This window comes from Haladaptatus salinisoli, assembly GCF_020614375.1.
GTDB classification, from domain to species: Archaea; Halobacteriota; Halobacteria; order Halobacteriales; family Haladaptataceae; genus Haladaptatus; species Haladaptatus salinisoli.
Genome location: NZ_CP085333.1, coordinates 70,552 through 86,798, shown reverse-complemented (window position 1 = coordinate 86,798; position 16,247 = coordinate 70,552). Strand labels below are relative to the sequence as shown.

Below are 16,247 nucleotides of genomic sequence, written 5' to 3'. Positions count from 1 at the left end.
GTGTCTTCGATTATCAACACATTTTAACAACGGAGGGTTCCGATGTGAGTTGCTTTTTCCATATCATTTCGAAATTCTATTGGAGAATAGATTATTCCAGGAGAATAAAAATACAGGAGTTGTCTAGTTGTAAGAATATCGCGTGCCGTGGTATCTCAAAACATAGGACGGCGAACTAGCAAAGAATTATTCTTAATTCACATGTAGTATACAATTATAAATGAATATAATATCGTCCAGCTGAGAAGTGCTAACCAACTTGCAATAGCCAACCCTTGCCAAAAGCTCCCTGAGTCTGGGGGTGGTCGATGTTCTGAGTTTGGATTTTGGTTTGAACAACGATGATCAATAATGCTCTCATACTCTTGCTCAATTTTCCAATTATCCATGGCAATTAACCGATACCATAGATATTAAATATTTTCATTCCTAGCGTATAATTGATAGCGTAATCTGCTGTTACTACACTTGCACAGGCTACTTCCTATCAATCAAGAAGTGTCGAGCTGAATAGTGTCGCCAGCTTTGAGGTTGGTTACATCAGGATTTAGAGTTATCTTAATGTAGTTTTTATTGTTTATGTGTTGTTTCCACTATCCGTCGGCCGTCGATGGTTGGAACCTGGCCACTTATCACATGATCCAAGGACGAAGAAGTTGGAGTAAGAAACATACCGATAAGTAAGCGTCGAGCCAGATGGGTAGGTAGCTGCATAGAGATTTCCGTCGGATACAACGGGTGTGCCGGCTGCAGGTGGATTTTCAGGTGACGTTTCGAGATCGCTACTATCGAGAAGATACGCCCATGTTCGGGCACCTGTCTCGAGATCAAGCGCGTAGATTACTGCTTGACCATTCCAAGGGTCGGAGTCTGGCGCAAAGCGACCACCGATATATACTGTTTCGTCGGCAATGACCGGACTGCTGAAGTGTGATCCATCCACAGCTGCTGTCCAGAGTAGCTCGCCTGTTGCCGCATCCAGTGCCTTCACGAGAGATTCTTTGTCGTTTGAATTGAGAAGGAGTACGTATCCATCCGCGACTGCGAGCCGCCCATCCCATCTGTTACTACCGTTGGATTCATACGTCCAAATGATCGTCCCATCGTCTGCTGACCGCGCTGTCACACTTACCCTGTCATCGTCTCCGACAACAAACTCGGTTCGAATATAATACACCATCCCATCATGGGCTGCGTGGTTTCCAAGCGTTACTTGGTCGTCAGCTACACGCCACTTTACTGATCCATTTGAAGCGTCTAATGCAGTTCCCTCTCCGAAAAAGATGGTTCCATCGCTGTAGCTTAATGCCGCGCCGACGCCGTCTACGAGACCTCCGATATCGTTTGTTTTCCAGACGGTGGTCCCAGTCGTTTGGTCAAGTGCATACGCAGCGGTACTGTTCGCTGTGTACACATAATCCTCCGTCACAATTGGGTTGGCCCACTTTTGGGTACTCGTTCGACTCCACTTTATCTCACCAGTTTTGGCGTTGAGCGCGTAAAAGCCACCTGCGTCTGCATCGGGAGTGGACGGTACTCTTGTTGCGAAATACAGTATTCCATTATTGAACGCAGGCGTCCGTGGCGCAGGTAGCTCTGTTTGTTTCCACCGCTGATCACCAGTCTGAACGTCATATGCTCCGATGTAGCCCTGGCTTTTCGAAGGATCATCATCCGTCGTGACGGCGAGATACACCGTCTCACTGCATCCATTGACTGCAATGGGTTCAACGTTGTACATGCTCCCATTAAGATCCATTTTCCAATTGGTTGTTGGATACGGTGTTGGACCATCTTCAGCAATTGCACCTGTCCGCCCTGGATTTGCTCGAACAGTTGTCCAACCGTCAATTGATTCTCGTTCTGTGTCTCTCTTACCTGCAGTGACAGTAGTTCCTTCGTAGCCCACGACACCCATCGTGATACCAACCGTCTTTAGGAATGTTCGCCGGCTATTCTGCATTTGTGACTTTCCACTCATACAATAGTAGTTAAAACAAGCACCCCACGCTTTGTTATGGGGGGCTTGAATCATAAAAATATGATAGACAATATGTATATTCTGCTCCCAATAAATGAAATCAACAATATAAGCAGATGAAACCCCCGCCCAACAGAGTATAGAATTCCATGATAAAGTACCAGAATAATGACTCATTTTTGAGTTATATGATTTACACAAAGTATTCAATTACACCCTACAGAATATAATATTGGAAGTAGGGTGAGTAGAACAATCTTCATTTCCACACATGGGTATATTATGGATTGGAGAAGAACTATCGGTAGAAAAGTTGAAATAATTAGTAGAGCTGATGAGCATCGAATCGAGAAAAATCGCAAAGAGAAATATCCCCAAGTATCCATAGACGCTTGTTACTACGCACGTAACCAAACTACCGCTATAGACCTATTGACGGGGGAACTGTGAATGCCGACGTACGATATCGTTGAGCAAGGCGCAAACAACTCCGGCGATAGCGCCATCGACCCCATTCTTAACAACCTCGTCGGCAGCGATACGACCATCATCTTTCCGCCAGGCATCTACCGACTCAACGAACTCGTGGTTCAGTCCGGCACCGATAACCTCCAACTCATCGCCCCTGACGGTGCACGTCTTGTCCCTGGCCAGTCGGGCGATAATGTTCGTTGGATCGATGTCTATTCGAGAGGGTTCGTACTGGATGGATTCGAACTCGACATGCGGGGTACGGCAGTGCCGCCATTTGTGCGGATGACCTCTAGTGCAGGTAATTGGGAACTCAGACGGTTGATCACTCGCGGACGGGTTCGGGCGGCCACGGACACCAACGTCGGCTCAAATAATTCTAGCGATGCGCGGACGTACTTCCGCCTGTCGTCTGCTGCGGGGACGCGCGGCCTTTTACAAGATTGTTACTTCCACGCAGGGTCGTGCGCGCCGACTGAAGCCAGTAATCGCCGGGCAATCCTGATCGAATCATCGAAAGGTGCACTCACCTTGAACCGCTGTTGGTTCCAGTATTGGGGTGAGAATACGATCTATGCGAAGAAGCCGGAAGGCAACCTCAAAATTCTAAACTCGTTCTTCAGGAATTCACAAAATGGCCCACGGCTTGGTGGCAACACAGAGGTTCGGAACTGCGTCTCAGTTAAAAATGATGAGCATCCACGGTCTGCATGGTCGAATGGAGCTATCCAACGTGGCTCAAACGTGGAAGCCATCGATCCTGCGAATTCATCGGCAGGCGTCAATAGCTATGACGGAACCCTTACCATCGCCGACTGTGACTTCTACCACCGCTATTTAGCCAGCAGTTGTGGTGGGGCGATTACGGCACCAGTTCCATGCCAGCGAATCGATATCCAACGCGTCCGAATCAGCTATGAGTCCACAAAAAATCACGATGCGATCTACACATATGAGGGAAGGATGGAAGACGGTACGCCTGCGAACCTTGAGTATCTTCAACTTCAGGATGTTCACGTCCGCAATGATCACAACTCTGAATACGCTATTTACATCGGACAGACACCAGATACATGGGGAACAGTGTCCGGTGTTTTAGGTGGCAGTGGCCCGCAGACTAACTCCTCCGTCATTCAAGAGCAAATGACGATTAATGGAAATCCTCAATCACCAAACCGAACCCCGCCGCTCCAAAGTCCCCCACCACTTGGAGAGGTGCCGATGCAGTCGGCACAGCTCGTCCGCATTGACAACGCAGGAAATGAAACACCGACGTCCTACCAAATTACCGCTGGTGAAAATGTCGTTCCGGCAGGGAACGACGGTGCAACGGTAACAATGTCCTGGGGGCCAGACGGAGGGCCACAGCGGCCGCCGAATTCAACTGAGGCGACTGGCACTGTTCCGGCAGGCAAAACGTATGCGTTCTACGTCACTGGCGGTATTGTCGCGACTGAGGCCGATGGGTCAGCAACCTGGCTTCTCGATGGGGAAATATACGATCCAAACGCTGCGAACGGTTTCACCACGAGCACCATTTCTGGCGAACAGCCGACTCGTGGTCTCTGGCATCATATTGAGACTGGTGTTCAACAACCTCGCGTCATCTGTGCAAAGCCCCTTTCATTCAATGGGAGTAATCCTGCGCATACTCGCCTGCGGAACGTTACCGAGAGTAGTTTTGAGTATAAACTCGAAGAATGGTCGTATCTCGACGGACAACACGGAAGAGAGACGTTTCACATGCTTGCCGTGGAACCGACTGAACATGAGTTCCAACTGCGCGATGGGACACAGTATCGCATGAAAGCTGGAACTGCATCTGTTTCGACCAATTTCACCACTATCTCGCTGGCAGACTTTTTCGGCACAAGTACGCCGGTTGTTCTGGCGCAGGCCCAAACGTTCAACGGTCCGTATCCAATCGTCACACGTCTAACGGATGTCTCAAGTAGTTCGTTCAGAGTGCGTATCCAAGAAGAAGAACGGTACGTCACTACTCCGCATGAAAGTGAGACAGTTGGCTATATCGCGCTCCAGCAAGGGACGGGGCAACTCAACGGTACACCATTTGAGGTCGCGCGAACCGAAACAACGGTTTCCGATCAATGGTCTCGAATCACCTTCCAACAACAATATGATATGCCTCAGTTCGTTGCCAATCAGCAAACGTTCAGAGGTCCAGATCCGGCAAATCTGCGCTATCGAAATCTTTCCGGGACTGGCGTTGAGGTCAAGGTCGAAGAAGAGCAAAGCGCTGACACCGAAACGAGCCACACCGCAGAGGCTATTGGATACGTTGTCTTTGAAGGGTCTGTATGAACTACCTGCCTGTATTTACCATGATAGAGAAAAGGTGTATCTGTCTACGATTTCACTGGAAATCAGGTGAGGAATCACCACATAATATTTTCTGCCTTGAAAGAAAGTGGGCCGAATCTACCGTTCAAAATTATAGAACTGAAACTGACATACATATCCCTGAGAGTATGATACATGCATCTCTCTGTTTACTAACTTCTTTTTCTGCGAAGCAAAGCTCCTTACTTTCGGATTAGCTTTACTAATTATATCGATGCTCGGCTGGACTCTGTCGGGTTAGCGAAGACAGCGGATGAATGCATCTATAATATGGGCAGTAGGAGAGCGAACTCTTATTACGTTGGCTGCTAAAGGACATGTGGTATGCCATTCTCCGTCGCCGTGCGGCGGTGGTTAGCTGACGATGGTGCCATTATTTATGAGTGTCGTCATTGTGGGACAGCAGTTGAATCCATTGAGCAACAGTGTCCCACTTGTGAGTCAACTGAAATTGTGACGTTCGACATCTCGTGACTCTTCCCCGCCCTCAAGGGCGAGGCTTTCTCCTCGAATTTCCGTAAATAACCAAACCTGAATTAGGTTATGGCGAGGAGGATGTCACTTCGATCTCGACGAGATCCTGCCCTGCCTCAACTTCGACTTCATTTTCAACGAAGAATTCGGTTATCTCACCCGGTTGCTCAGCCTTTATCTCGTGAAAATTTTTCATCACACCGACGAGGCCGACGACGTCTCCAGCGTCGACAGTATCCCCTACTTCTGCGAATATGTCTTCATCTGGATTGGGACGCCGATAGAAGACGCCTGGCATCGGGGATTGGAGAGTTGTTGTTTCAGTCATGGTGTATTCTATGATGGGTCTTCAGTATCGATACTCTGGAATCGCTTGTATATGCTTCGTCCACTCGACTCAAGTGAACAGAATTCAAGGATTGTTCTCCTTCGTAACCGAGGAGCGTATTGTCTCAAGGCGATCAGTGAGAGCGTTTCGAGCGGAGAGTGCTTCGTCGATCATCACTCCTTCGAACGAGAATGACTGATGGGTTCGATGCTGTGCAAGGCGATTCCGGTCGGGACTGATCACGGTTCCAATCGTCGCATAGCCGCCGCCGGTCACTGCATCTCGCATGAGAACGATCGGTTGTTCTGGAACTTGAATCGACCCAACTGGGTATCCGAGATCGACGACGTTCGAGGGATCCGTTCCTGCACCGAAGGGCTGTTCCCGCTCGATGAACTCAAGGTCAATTCCGTCAAGTCGGTATCCGACACGGTCAGCCTCTGGCGTCACGGTCCACTTCGTCTCTAAGAATTCCGCTTTGCTCTCATCGGTGAGGCGGTAGTCACATAAGCCCATTACCACACGAATCGGATCCATTTCACTGTATGTCGGGCGGTGTTCGTCTGGTACTCGGGTACCAATACTGGCCGAATTATCCCCCGAATCTCCGATTGAGAGTGTATCTCCTTCTTGGAGTTGTCTCCCGTTGTGCCCACCGATTCCAATGAGCGTGTAGGTTGATCGACTGTCCATCATGAGCGAAACATCGATTCCTCCGGCGACAGCGAGATAGCTTCGAGCCCCCTCTGTCGCAAAATTGAACGAAAGAACCTCCCCAGCCTCGATCTGGTTTGTTTCCCAAGTAGAAACTGATTCGTCGTTGATGGTTGCCTCCATATCAGCGCCAGCAATCGCGATGACGGCGTCCTCCTCGAATTTGAGGTCCGGCCCCTGATACGTGATTTCTAACGTCGCGCTGTTTTCATCATTGCCGACGAGATAGTTCGCGACTTTATGAGAGAACTGATCCATCGCTCCTGACGGTGGCATTCCGATGTGATAGTGCCCATATCGTCCAAGGTCTTGGACTGTCGTCGAAATCCCTGGTTCTAATACTTCAATCATCCGTATAGCACCTCTATGAGTTCCGCATTGTATGCCTCTGGATCTTCGAAAAATGCCTCCGGCGAGAACGTTATCTCTTCATACCGATACTGGAATGTCTCATCCTCAATTTCTGCACGAATGTCATCGTATTCACCACGGTCAATTTTTCTGAATTTCATGATATCGCCAGGCTGTGGGAAGACCATTGAATCGGTAAAGTCAGAGAGATTCTGCTCTACGTCAAGTACTTCTACTGGCGTCCGACCGAATAGTTGGTAGCCTCCTGCTCCTTGAACTGGATAAATCGCCGTGAATGCCCCGCCGTAGCCGACTGCGCGACTGGGTGTGTCGGTTCTCGGTTGGACGTATTTCGGTACTTCAATCTGCTCGTCCCGCGGAACCATCTGAAACGTCCACGGAAGTCCAGGCACGAAGCCAATCATGGTCACCATATGCGGTGCACCAGCGTGAGCGTCGATGAATGCCTCAGCGCTCTCGAAACCGTTAATCCGTGCCGAATACTCCAAATCCGTCGCATCTGGGTCTTGATGGTTCTCTCGGAAGCGCATCAGCGTTTCATGTGTCCATGGATCATCGTAGAGGATGGGAAAATCGATAATACGTGTCTCCCACTCATATTCAGAGAGGTGAATCTCTCGGTCGAGTTCCTTCAGCTCGGCAATGAGGGTATCTGGCTCAATCTCTTCCGGACTGAAGTGAATTAGATACGATGCATTCGCCGGGCAGACCTCGACCAAGCCCGGCAGGTCAGATTCCTGAATCTGCTGGGTGATCGCCATGGCCTTGAAATTGGCGTCGAAACTCATCTCCTGGTCGAGTTCGACGAAGACGTAGTCATCGCCACCATATTCGTATCGCGCTGATGGCAGCTCCGTTCGCTGAATCTGTTTTCCTGGCATGCTATGGAAGAACACACCCTGTATGCAAACGTATACTTATCGCCGATTGTTCTTCGGGTGTGATTGTATGAGCAATCGACCACCTACAAGTTTGACGAGCAGGCGATTTCACGATTGAAACCAACAACCGTCACGGACAGCTGTCCGTATGGCAGACGACGGTAGGTTGAACTTCGGTATTATATGCCAGGCTCTCGATTCAGCTAGAGACGATGTTTGATCGAGTATTGATCGCTAATCGGGGTGAAATCGCCGTCCGCATTATACAGGCCTGCCGCGAACTCGGCGTTGAATCAGTGGCAGTCTATAGCGATGCCGACGAGAATGCACGTCACGTACGACTCGCCGATACTGCGTATCATATTGGGCCGTCAGTTGCTCGTGAGAGTTATTTGAATTCGGAATCCTTGCTCGCTGCTGCACGCAACACAAATGTCGATGCAATCCATCCAGGATATGGATTTCTCGCTGAGAGTACGTCGTTCGCAACTGCGGTCGAAGACAGTGATTTCGTTTGGGTTGGCCCTCCAAGCGACGTCATGGAGCGGTTTGGCGAGAAAACGAAAGCGCGGGCGATTATGCAACAGGCCGATGTCCCGATTGTTCCTGGCACCACAGAACCAGTCTCCGATGTCGAAGAGATACAACGATTTGCCGACGAACACGGATATCCGATTGCGATCAAAGCAGACGGTGGCGGTGGCGGTCGTGGACTCAAAGTTGTTCATGAAGAACAGAATATTGAAGAACAGTTCACGAGTGCTCAGCGGGAAGGAGACGCGTATTTTGACAACTCAAACGTCTATGTCGAGCGCTTTCTAGAACAGCCGCGTCACATCGAAGTCCAAATCCTCTGTGATAAACACGGAAACGTCCTAGATCTCGGGGAACGCGACTGTAGTATTCAACGGCGACAACAGAAGCTCATTGAAGAGACACCAAGTCCAGCACTGACCGAGCAAGAGCGAGAGCAGATTCGACGTGCTGCCCGTCGCGGTGCCGACGAGGCAGGGTACGTCAATGCTGGGACAGTAGAGTTCCTCTATGAGGATGGCGAGTTCTATTTCCTGGAAGTGAATGCCCGAATCCAAGTCGAGCACCCCATCTCCGAGATCGTCACCGGACTCGATCTCGTCCAATGGCAACTCAAAATCGCTGCAGGAGAGACACTATCGGTTGACCAAGAGGAGCTTCAAACACACGGCGCCGCGATGGAGTTCCGAATTAATGCAGAAGACCCACACGAGGAGTTCGCTCCGATGCCAGGAACGGTCGAGCGTTATCATCCGCCTCGCGGAATCGGAACTCGTGTTGACGACGGAATTGACCAAGGAGACATCATTAGCCCGCATTACGATTCCCTCATCGCCAAATTCATAGTCTCCGGAGAAGATCGAACACAACTTCTCCGACGAGGAAAGCGAGTGCTTCAAGAAGCAGAAATCAGGGGGATTCCCTCAACTATTCCATTCCATTTGGCGATGCTCAACGACGATGCTTTCAACAATGGTGAATATTCGACGAAGTACGTCGACGAGGTGTTCAGCATGCCTTCAGAAGATGAGTAGTGAACTACCCCGCCCTGCTCGGCCTGATGGCCTCACTAAGGACGAAGCTTGCTGTTTCGACAACGCACGTTGCAGATACAACGATATCAGTAGGGATCGAAGTCTTCGCAGGCGTTGATTCGGAGCGTCCTGCTCCGAACTGCTCAGGTAAAGCGATCACGTGGGATTTGATGGTGAGTGAACTACCCCATCCTACTTGCTCACCGCTGACGCGGCATGTTCCGTGAGGAAGTGAACTTAGCGCCTGAAAGCAGTTCTATCCCATATGCTCCTACGCGATTTCGGTCAGTGATACGAGTTGGATATCGTGTTCATTAACCTGCTCATGAATCGTTTCGAGGAGTTCGACGGCGTTTGGGCCATCGCCATGAATACAGATACTCTGGGCAGGAACATCGATCATTTCCCCGTTTTCGGCTTCGACCTCACCATCGAGTGCGATATCAAGGAACCGTTGGGCGATAAGATCTGGGTCTTTCGGTTCCATTTGCTGCTCGACAATCAGGCTTCGATCTGGCCGATAAGTTAGATCGACGTATCCCTCGAAGACTGAACGAAGCTCATCATACTCCTGTGCAACCTCGTAGATATTCATATCTGTCGCGAGATAGATGAGATCCTCGTTCACATTAAGAATCCCTTCCATCACTGCGCGAGCGTGATCGTTGCTCTCAGAGAGCATCGAGTACATTGCACCATGCGGTTTGACGTGTTGCACCGTTGCTCCGTGTTGCTCAGCAAACGCTTGGAGCGCTCCTAACTGATAGATAACGTAATCCTGAATCTCACTAGGACTTGCATCCATCGTTCGTCGCCCAAACCCCATTTTGTCCGGAAGGCCTGGGTGAATACCGATGCCAACGTTCCGTTCGACAGCGAGGGCAACGGTGTCGTTCATTACATGCGGATCGCCCGCGTGGTACCCCCCTGCGATGTTGGCGGAGGTGATGTACGGCATCACTTCATCATCCCGCCCCATCTTCCAGTTTCCAAAGCTTTCTCCCATATCACAGTTGATGTCGATTGTTACCATGGTGGATACGTAGCCGGAGAAAGAGAAATATCTTCGGTCATCCAGTGGTGCTGGTCGGTTCGTTAGTAGCCTATACTAACGCACAGATCCGATCGAGAACAAGACTAATTCTGCGCGCTGAAGCCTTGAGAAGTGATAATCTGGCAAGTAACGTATTTCTCCATGGTTTCCGTAGTTTGCGTATGAGTCATACACTTCCGATACAGGATCTCCGTTTTAGCGCGAGGGAATGTCACTAGAGTAAATTATTGCTCTTGCTGTGGAATGGTGAACTCTCGATCACTCCCCGAAATTCCTTTGAATCCGATCTGTTCTGGAATTCTAACGGTCGCGTGGTACGTGTATGTATTTCCAGGCTGAAGCCGCCATTCCTCACTTTCTCGCGTGACGCCCTCCTTTCCGTATTCGAATGTCAGCGTAAACGTCGGCCCATGTTGGTCTGTCTGCCCTGCCTTTGTTGGCCTTTTTCTTGGATTCCAGAGTTTGATTTCTTCACCGTAACTTCCGCTCATCGTGCCCTTCTTCTTATAAAGAATACCCGCCCAAACGTAGTCTTCATCCAGAAAGTCCGTTAGTGTCCCACAGATTGTCACCCCGGTAGGGTCTGTCCACGCGTTTCCTGTTCGGAGGATGTCTTCATCGAGTCTGGGTGTTTCAGTGGCTTGTGCACTTCCGATGGCGCTTGCCGTTACAAGACCAACGGCACTTCTTTGGAGAAACGTTCGACGTGTACTCTGCGTTGCATTTGAGTCGCGTCTCATCATGTTGGCCACTCACGCTTGGGTCATTGTTATTCGGCCGTTTCTATGTACTATCCCGCGAAGTTCGAACTGTTTTCATCATATTACGATCGTCGAGATTATCCCGCCTGAATGCCATTTTCGGTTATCGATTAGTTTGTAGACTAGCGAATGCATCGGTCGCCGAAATTACTCCTGCAACGTGGTTCACTCGGCAGAGAGAACGCTACTCAGTATGCTAGTATTCGACTTCTCTCCGACCACAAACGCGGTGGTCAGTTCCATCTTTCCCCCACCCGCTGGTTTGTAGCCGATAGGTGCCGATACACCTGCCGTACTCACGAGTAGTCGTCCCGCGTCAGCCCCGAATTGTTGTTACTTCGGGGCGTCCAATTCCGCGTTCGGATGGGAACTCATGTAGAGATGTCGCCCTCTCGGGCATACACTTGTCCCGGCCACGTTACTCTCCGACCACCGCGTCCGTGGCCGGGTCAGTGTCCATGCTCGTGGTGACTTCTCCAGGGAGATCAACATCCGTCTTCAACACGAGGCGATTCTCGTGATACCGTAGGCCGTCTTTGGATCGCTGGCGTTTGATCTTCCCAAGACGTCCCTTCGATAACTCGAGCATTGCATCCATTGTCCGGCGTGCAAGCTCTTGGCTGTATTTCTTGCTGATACCGGACTCGTTGAGGCGAATCCACTCGGCAAGGTCGGAGGCATCTACGTAGACACGAATCTCGCTACTGCCCTTGGACCATAATGAATAGCGGTCAGCATCGTCGCGTTCGCGCCATGCCTTGCCCGCCAGTTCGTCGGGTTTACGGTTGGTCACTGATGCGAGCATCTCGTCGTCATAACGGGCCAACCGTTGGATCGGTAAGAGATCCGCCGTCGAATGTGCGACTGCGCCGCCTCGATCGAGGGCGTCGTCCTCTCCAGGAAGTCGGACATAGGTCTTGCCGTCGTCTTTTGTAATCCGTTCGAGTGTGCTTCCCTCGACGGTGATCCGATCGTGTTCGACATGCTCGGCACAGAGATGCGCGCCTTTCTCGAGTTCGCGTGCTTGCAGTTCGTCGACCCGATCATCGCATGCCTGCGTCTTGCGGGCAATTGCCTCCCGATGGGCTTTCGCCTCAGTTGCAGTGGTTTCTATCTCCTCTATGCGCTGCTCGAGCTCCTGGATTTGGGTACCTTTCTGATCGAGGTTCGCACGGAGAGCAGCGATTTGTTCGTCTTTTTTAGCAATGTCCTGTTCGAGTTCGTCGATACGGCTGGTGAGTGCTTGGACCTGTGCAGCCAGCTCGCTGACCGAGACGTCGCCCTCGGCGATGGTGAGGCAGTCGGTCGTCACAAGTGGTCACCCTCTTTTTGGCCGATAATGGCCTCGACAGAAACGCTAGTACGAAACCAGCTGTACTGGCCATCGGAAATGTATCTGTACTGGTCGAGGCTGATGTTGGTGTGATCTATTTCGTCGTAGTAGGTGTATTGCAGGCGGTAGCGGTCGTTATGGGCTGTGACCACGAACAGTGTGCACTCGCCGGGTTCTGGGCCACGAAACGTCAATGCTGGCTCACGGTGATCACAGTGGTAAATGACGCCTGTGATGGTGTATAGCTCTGTGCGGATCTGGATTGGGGCAGTACGCTCAAACCCGAGGACGGTTGCGATCTGGTCGTCCGTCATCGGTCAGGCCCCCTTCACCGGTTCCGCTATCTTCGGGCGATGGAGGATAACTCCATTACGGCTTTGGATGACTGTCTCGACACCGACCCTCTCGTCGGGGACACAATGTATACGGGGTGTGTAGAGCGTGAGTAGGCCGGCGGAGAGTGGCGTGGTGCACCATGAGGTGCTTGGGTTCCGGAGCCGTGTCGGGCAGGCGGGCTGCGGCGCTGTGGCCATCACAGTGCAGTGCTGGCTCATCGGTCACCCCCATGCTGTGCGTCGGTGGCATCGGTCGACTCATGGCCGTCATACTCGCTTGTGGCGTGGTTGTCGTTGGGGCGTGTGACGGTCTCGATGGTGGCATGCGTTCGTCCCCGGGCGTACTTCCCGGTGGAAGTGAATTCGTAGCGGTCAAGCTGGTGCTGGGTGTGGTCGTAAGCAATGTAATAGGTGCAGGTGAGACGATACAGATCGTTGCTGGGGGCGGCGAACAGCAGTGTGTAGTGGCCAGGTTCTGGGCCGCGGTGGCTGTGTATCGAGTTGGTGTGTTCGTCGTTGTAGATAACACCAGTGAGTGTGCGCTTGGTGGTGACCTGGATGAGGTCAGTTGCTTCGAGTGAGAGGATGACTTCGCTGTGTGGTGAGTGGTCAGTCATTGAGCCTCACCTCTCCACGAGTGTGAAAAACGAGGCTTTGTGTGTTGGTGGTGGTTGGCGGGTGCTGCAGCTCTCGGACGGGACACTTTTGTCCCGTGTGTGTGTAGATGGACATGCGGTTCCTCAAACGACCGCACGACGGGCGCGTGATGCAAGCACGCGTCCGTATAGATTTTACCGGACTTACGGGCCCATCGAGCAGCCGTTGGTATCACTATGAGGGTGTAGGTCTAAAAAGTTAGCGCATATACGCTCATAGTAAGCTTATTTGTGCTAAGAATGGTACACATCGATGTGATTAAACAAACGGTTCCTCTCTGTCGCGATATGCGGCCTCGAGTCTCGTGGATGACTGGTAATGATGACTCCATTCTAGAATACCTCCACGAGAAAGATGTGTCACTTCCTCCAGCACCGTTACATTATAATTTGGAACGGAGTGGATATAGTATCGGCTATTCCACTGTTCGACGTCGTCTTCAACTTTTAGAAGCGCATAGATTAGTTGAGAAAGAGAAGGAAAAAGAAGGCTACTATGCGATAAGCGACAAAGGCCGAAAATATCTCGCAGGTGACCTCGAAGCAGAGGATTTGGAACACGGATAAGAAAACTCTATGAGATTATGGTAGTTTCCCATGACGAGTCCAGATTGATAGTAAAGATCCTCTAGAGCCGTCCGATGAAAAGAGCCACAATGCCTCGCCAAAGAACCACCACTAATGTGGCCATGGGGACATCTCGCTGTCGGCTATCTCTGTTACGTTGCCGCAATTAAATTACGCAGCGAGGGTGAACAAACGCTTTTCACATTGGTCGCCGTCGCCGTCGGCACTCAATTTCCCGACCTTATTGATAAGCCACTCGCGTGGAGTACGACGATACTTCCGTCTGGACGATCGTTCGCCCACTCACTCATTACCGCTACACTGATTATCGGGATTGTTTACTGGATCGGCCAACGGTTAGATTCTAAGGAGGGAGCCATCGCGTTCGGCATCGGATATCTCTCGCATAGTATCGTTGATCTCGGCCCAGGAGTGGTGTTTGGCGTCTTAACTGGAGATTTGAGCCAGCTGAAGTGGACGACATATCTTCTCTGGCCGCTGCTGCCGTCACCGCCGTACCCCCACGATAGCTCCTTTTACGAGCACTTTGTGGCGCTGACGCTCGATCCCTACATGATAACTCAACTTGTGCTCTTTGGCGTGGCCGTCGCCGTCTGGATTCGCACTGGGATGCCGGGAGCTATGGAGATTCAACAACGAGTACACAAGCATTTTCGTCAAGGACGAGAGACTGAACAATGACCGACTAACGCCGTCTGGTGACTGTTACCCTCTATGCGGTGTTACTCGGCAATAATCAGGCGATGGTCTCGGAACTCATCTTCGACGTAGGTGGTGAGCATCGTGTCGCGGGTGGCGTCGCTCGTCGGGTACATCGAGTTTAACGGGGATGGTTCGTTTGACCTCCATCGTACCATCACAGACGGAAGAGTGTATTATTAGCATTCAGGAGTTGGCTTGCCTGAGAACGTGGTACGGCGAGCAATTGCCGGCTCTACCCCAATTCGTTCGCTTCGCTCACTCCGTAGAGGATGGGCCTCTGCCTCGAAATTTAGGTGATCCACGGCTTCAAGGGATCCTGGATTTCCATCGCTTTTTGCGAGATTATGATCTAGAGTGCAGGGCACTCAAACCTCGCCGTTTACGGCGGGAAGGATGGCAAGGTCCACGGGCGTCGAGAACAAGCACGTCTGAAGAAGGTTTATGTGTTACTATATCGTAATACAGAATTGTATGTCACCTACGGTTACCGCCCGTGTTCCGGACGAGTTGAAAGCCGACATGGACGAGTACGACATCAACGTCAGCGAAATCGTCCGTGATGCGCTCGAAGCTGAAGTGCGCCGCCAACGCCGGAACGAACTCATCAAACGGGGCGATGAACTCAGTCAGCGAATCGGGGATCAAATCGAGACCGAACGCGTCGTCGAAAACATCCGCGAAGATCGAGAGTCCCGATAGTGGCGCCCGACAAATCCCGGCTGTTCGACGCAAGTAGTCTCGTTGAACTCATCAGGCACGGTGATGGCGCCGCAGCTGCGGCATTCAGCCAGTATACACTCGATCTCGCGTTCTACGAGGCGGGGAATAGCTTCTGGAATGATTCGGCAGCACAGCAACTCGTGAGTCGTGAGGATGCGACCGACACTGTCGACTACCTTGATTCCATTCGAGAGGAAATGCTAGTACTGTCACTCTCGGACGTCGGGGCAACAACGGTCTTCGATATGGCTTGGGATGAGGGAGTCACCTACTATGATGCCGCATATATCACCGCCGCAAAGGAGACGAACACACTGCTTGTGACCGAAGATGGTGGGATGGCTGACCATGCTCCTGAGACAGTGTCAGTGGCAACCGCCGAAGAAATCGTCGAGGAGTGATGAATTACAGATGACAATCAACAAGCTGAATGCTGCACTTACGAAAGTACTTGACTGCACCGCCACCGCCGCACGTTCTCGCTCCTGACGTCGCTTGTGCGGGCCAGCCGACGGGTCGACCCGCAAGGGGTCGCTTCCGTCCGCTCCGCTTGGCAGTGGCCAGCGCTCCGCTGTTCTGACCCTCGTGATGATCGTGACGCTTTGCTACTGCTCATCGTCTGTCGTATCGTCCGCATTGGTGCCACTGTCATGCTGGTAATGATCCCGCACGATGGCGGGGGTTGTTGTGCATCCGCAGGAGAGGCAAACCTCCTCGGGGCTACTATGCGTCGCAAAAAAGACTTCGACACTGCACTTCGGACACTCGCGCATTGATCCGTCGGTCTACGCCACTTGAAAACAGCCAAAGCACCCGAATACATCATTGTCCGGCCCGTCATAGAACCACGCAGGTTCTCCAGATGGGCAGATATCGCCATCGTCAAAGTTGGTGAGCTGTGCGTTGACACTTACTTGAACCGTGTTTGCGTTAGTGGATATCTTTTCA

At 51.4% G+C, this 16,247-nt stretch carries 15 protein-coding genes; 6 read left to right on the top strand and 9 right to left on the bottom strand.

Features of this window, described 5'->3' with window-relative positions:
* Window positions 1–577: 577 nt before the first annotated feature.
* On the bottom strand, window positions 578–1,981 hold the full coding sequence (locus tag LIX00_RS24680; RefSeq protein ID WP_227357596.1) for an outer membrane protein assembly factor BamB family protein: 1,404 nt from the start codon (window positions 1,979–1,981) through the stop codon (window positions 578–580).
* A gap of 450 nt (window positions 1,982–2,431) precedes the next feature.
* Here LIX00_RS24680 and LIX00_RS24675 point away from each other — a divergent pair, with 450 nt between their 5' ends.
* Window positions 2,432–4,774 carry a hypothetical protein gene (locus LIX00_RS24675; RefSeq protein ID WP_227357595.1) on the top strand — a complete coding sequence of 781 codons (2,343 nt, stop codon included), beginning with the start codon at window positions 2,432–2,434 and terminating at the stop codon, window positions 4,772–4,774.
* A 580-nt stretch (window positions 4,775–5,354) separates the two neighbouring features.
* On the opposite strand, the gene LIX00_RS24670 is transcribed toward LIX00_RS24675, so the two are convergent.
* From LIX00_RS24670 to LIX00_RS24660, 3 genes are all read right to left on the bottom strand, one after another.
* Window positions 5,355–5,615, bottom strand: a complete 261-nt coding sequence (locus tag LIX00_RS24670; RefSeq protein WP_227357594.1) for an acetyl-CoA carboxylase — start codon at window positions 5,613–5,615, stop codon at window positions 5,355–5,357.
* A gap of 84 nt (window positions 5,616–5,699) precedes the next feature.
* Window positions 5,700–6,680: a 5-oxoprolinase subunit C family protein gene (locus LIX00_RS24665; RefSeq protein ID WP_227357593.1), complete on the bottom strand. Its 981-nt coding sequence runs from the start codon at window positions 6,678–6,680 to the stop codon at window positions 5,700–5,702.
* Window positions 6,677–7,582 carry a 5-oxoprolinase subunit B family protein gene (locus tag LIX00_RS24660; protein WP_227357592.1) on the bottom strand — a complete coding sequence of 302 codons (906 nt, stop codon included), beginning with the start codon at window positions 7,580–7,582 and terminating at the stop codon, window positions 6,677–6,679. The genes LIX00_RS24665 and LIX00_RS24660 overlap by 4 nt, the downstream gene beginning before the upstream one ends.
* A 212-nt stretch (window positions 7,583–7,794) precedes the next feature.
* On the opposite strand from LIX00_RS24660, the gene LIX00_RS24655 reads away from it, so the two are divergent.
* Window positions 7,795–9,150: an acetyl-CoA carboxylase biotin carboxylase subunit gene (locus LIX00_RS24655; RefSeq protein ID WP_227357591.1), complete on the top strand. Its 1,356-nt coding sequence runs from the start codon at window positions 7,795–7,797 to the stop codon at window positions 9,148–9,150.
* Window positions 9,151–9,421: 271 nt separating this feature from the next.
* Here LIX00_RS24655 and LIX00_RS24650 read toward each other — a convergent pair whose 3' ends face one another.
* The 5 genes from LIX00_RS24650 to LIX00_RS24630 form a co-directional block, all read right to left on the bottom strand.
* Window positions 9,422–10,183 carry a LamB/YcsF family protein gene (locus LIX00_RS24650; protein ID WP_227357590.1) on the bottom strand — a complete coding sequence of 254 codons (762 nt, stop codon included), beginning with the start codon at window positions 10,181–10,183 and terminating at the stop codon, window positions 9,422–9,424.
* Between the two features lie 245 nt (window positions 10,184–10,428).
* Window positions 10,429–10,944, bottom strand: coding sequence for a hypothetical protein (locus LIX00_RS24645; protein WP_227357589.1), 516 nt, complete (start codon window positions 10,942–10,944; stop codon window positions 10,429–10,431).
* A 439-nt stretch (window positions 10,945–11,383) separates the two neighbouring features.
* Entirely contained in the window at window positions 11,384–12,277 is an 894-nt protein-coding gene (locus LIX00_RS24640) for a DUF8008 family protein (RefSeq protein ID WP_227357588.1), read from the bottom strand.
* Window positions 12,274–12,612 (bottom strand): hypothetical protein, encoded by a 339-nt coding sequence (locus LIX00_RS24635; protein WP_227357587.1) that lies wholly within the window; start codon window positions 12,610–12,612, stop codon window positions 12,274–12,276. The genes LIX00_RS24640 and LIX00_RS24635 overlap by 4 nt, the downstream gene beginning before the upstream one ends.
* Before the next feature lie 236 nt (window positions 12,613–12,848).
* A complete protein-coding gene (locus LIX00_RS24630) occupies window positions 12,849–13,250 on the bottom strand; it encodes a hypothetical protein (RefSeq protein ID WP_227357586.1) in 402 nt (133 codons plus the stop codon).
* A 348-nt stretch (window positions 13,251–13,598) separates the two neighbouring features.
* Between LIX00_RS24630 and LIX00_RS24625 the strand changes: the two genes are divergently transcribed.
* The 4 genes from LIX00_RS24625 to LIX00_RS24610 all read left to right on the top strand — a co-directional run bounded on the left by LIX00_RS24625 (window position 13,599) and on the right by LIX00_RS24610 (window position 15,700).
* The gene (locus LIX00_RS24625; RefSeq protein ID WP_227357585.1) at window positions 13,599–13,856 is read left to right on the top strand and encodes a winged helix-turn-helix domain-containing protein; all 258 of its coding nucleotides are present in this window, start codon (window positions 13,599–13,601) and stop codon (window positions 13,854–13,856) included.
* A gap of 114 nt (window positions 13,857–13,970) precedes the next feature.
* Window positions 13,971–14,558, top strand: a complete 588-nt coding sequence (locus LIX00_RS24620) for a metal-dependent hydrolase (protein ID WP_227357584.1) — start codon at window positions 13,971–13,973, stop codon at window positions 14,556–14,558.
* A gap of 492 nt (window positions 14,559–15,050) precedes the next feature.
* Complete coding sequence (locus LIX00_RS24615; protein ID WP_227357583.1) at window positions 15,051–15,278, top strand: AF_0619 family ribbon-helix-helix protein; 228 nt, start codon at window positions 15,051–15,053, stop codon at window positions 15,276–15,278.
* Entirely contained in the window at window positions 15,278–15,700 is a 423-nt protein-coding gene (locus tag LIX00_RS24610) for a type II toxin-antitoxin system VapC family toxin (protein ID WP_227357582.1), read from the top strand. Before LIX00_RS24615 ends, LIX00_RS24610 begins: the two co-directional genes overlap by 1 nt.
* Window positions 15,701–16,247: the final 547 nt, after the last annotated feature.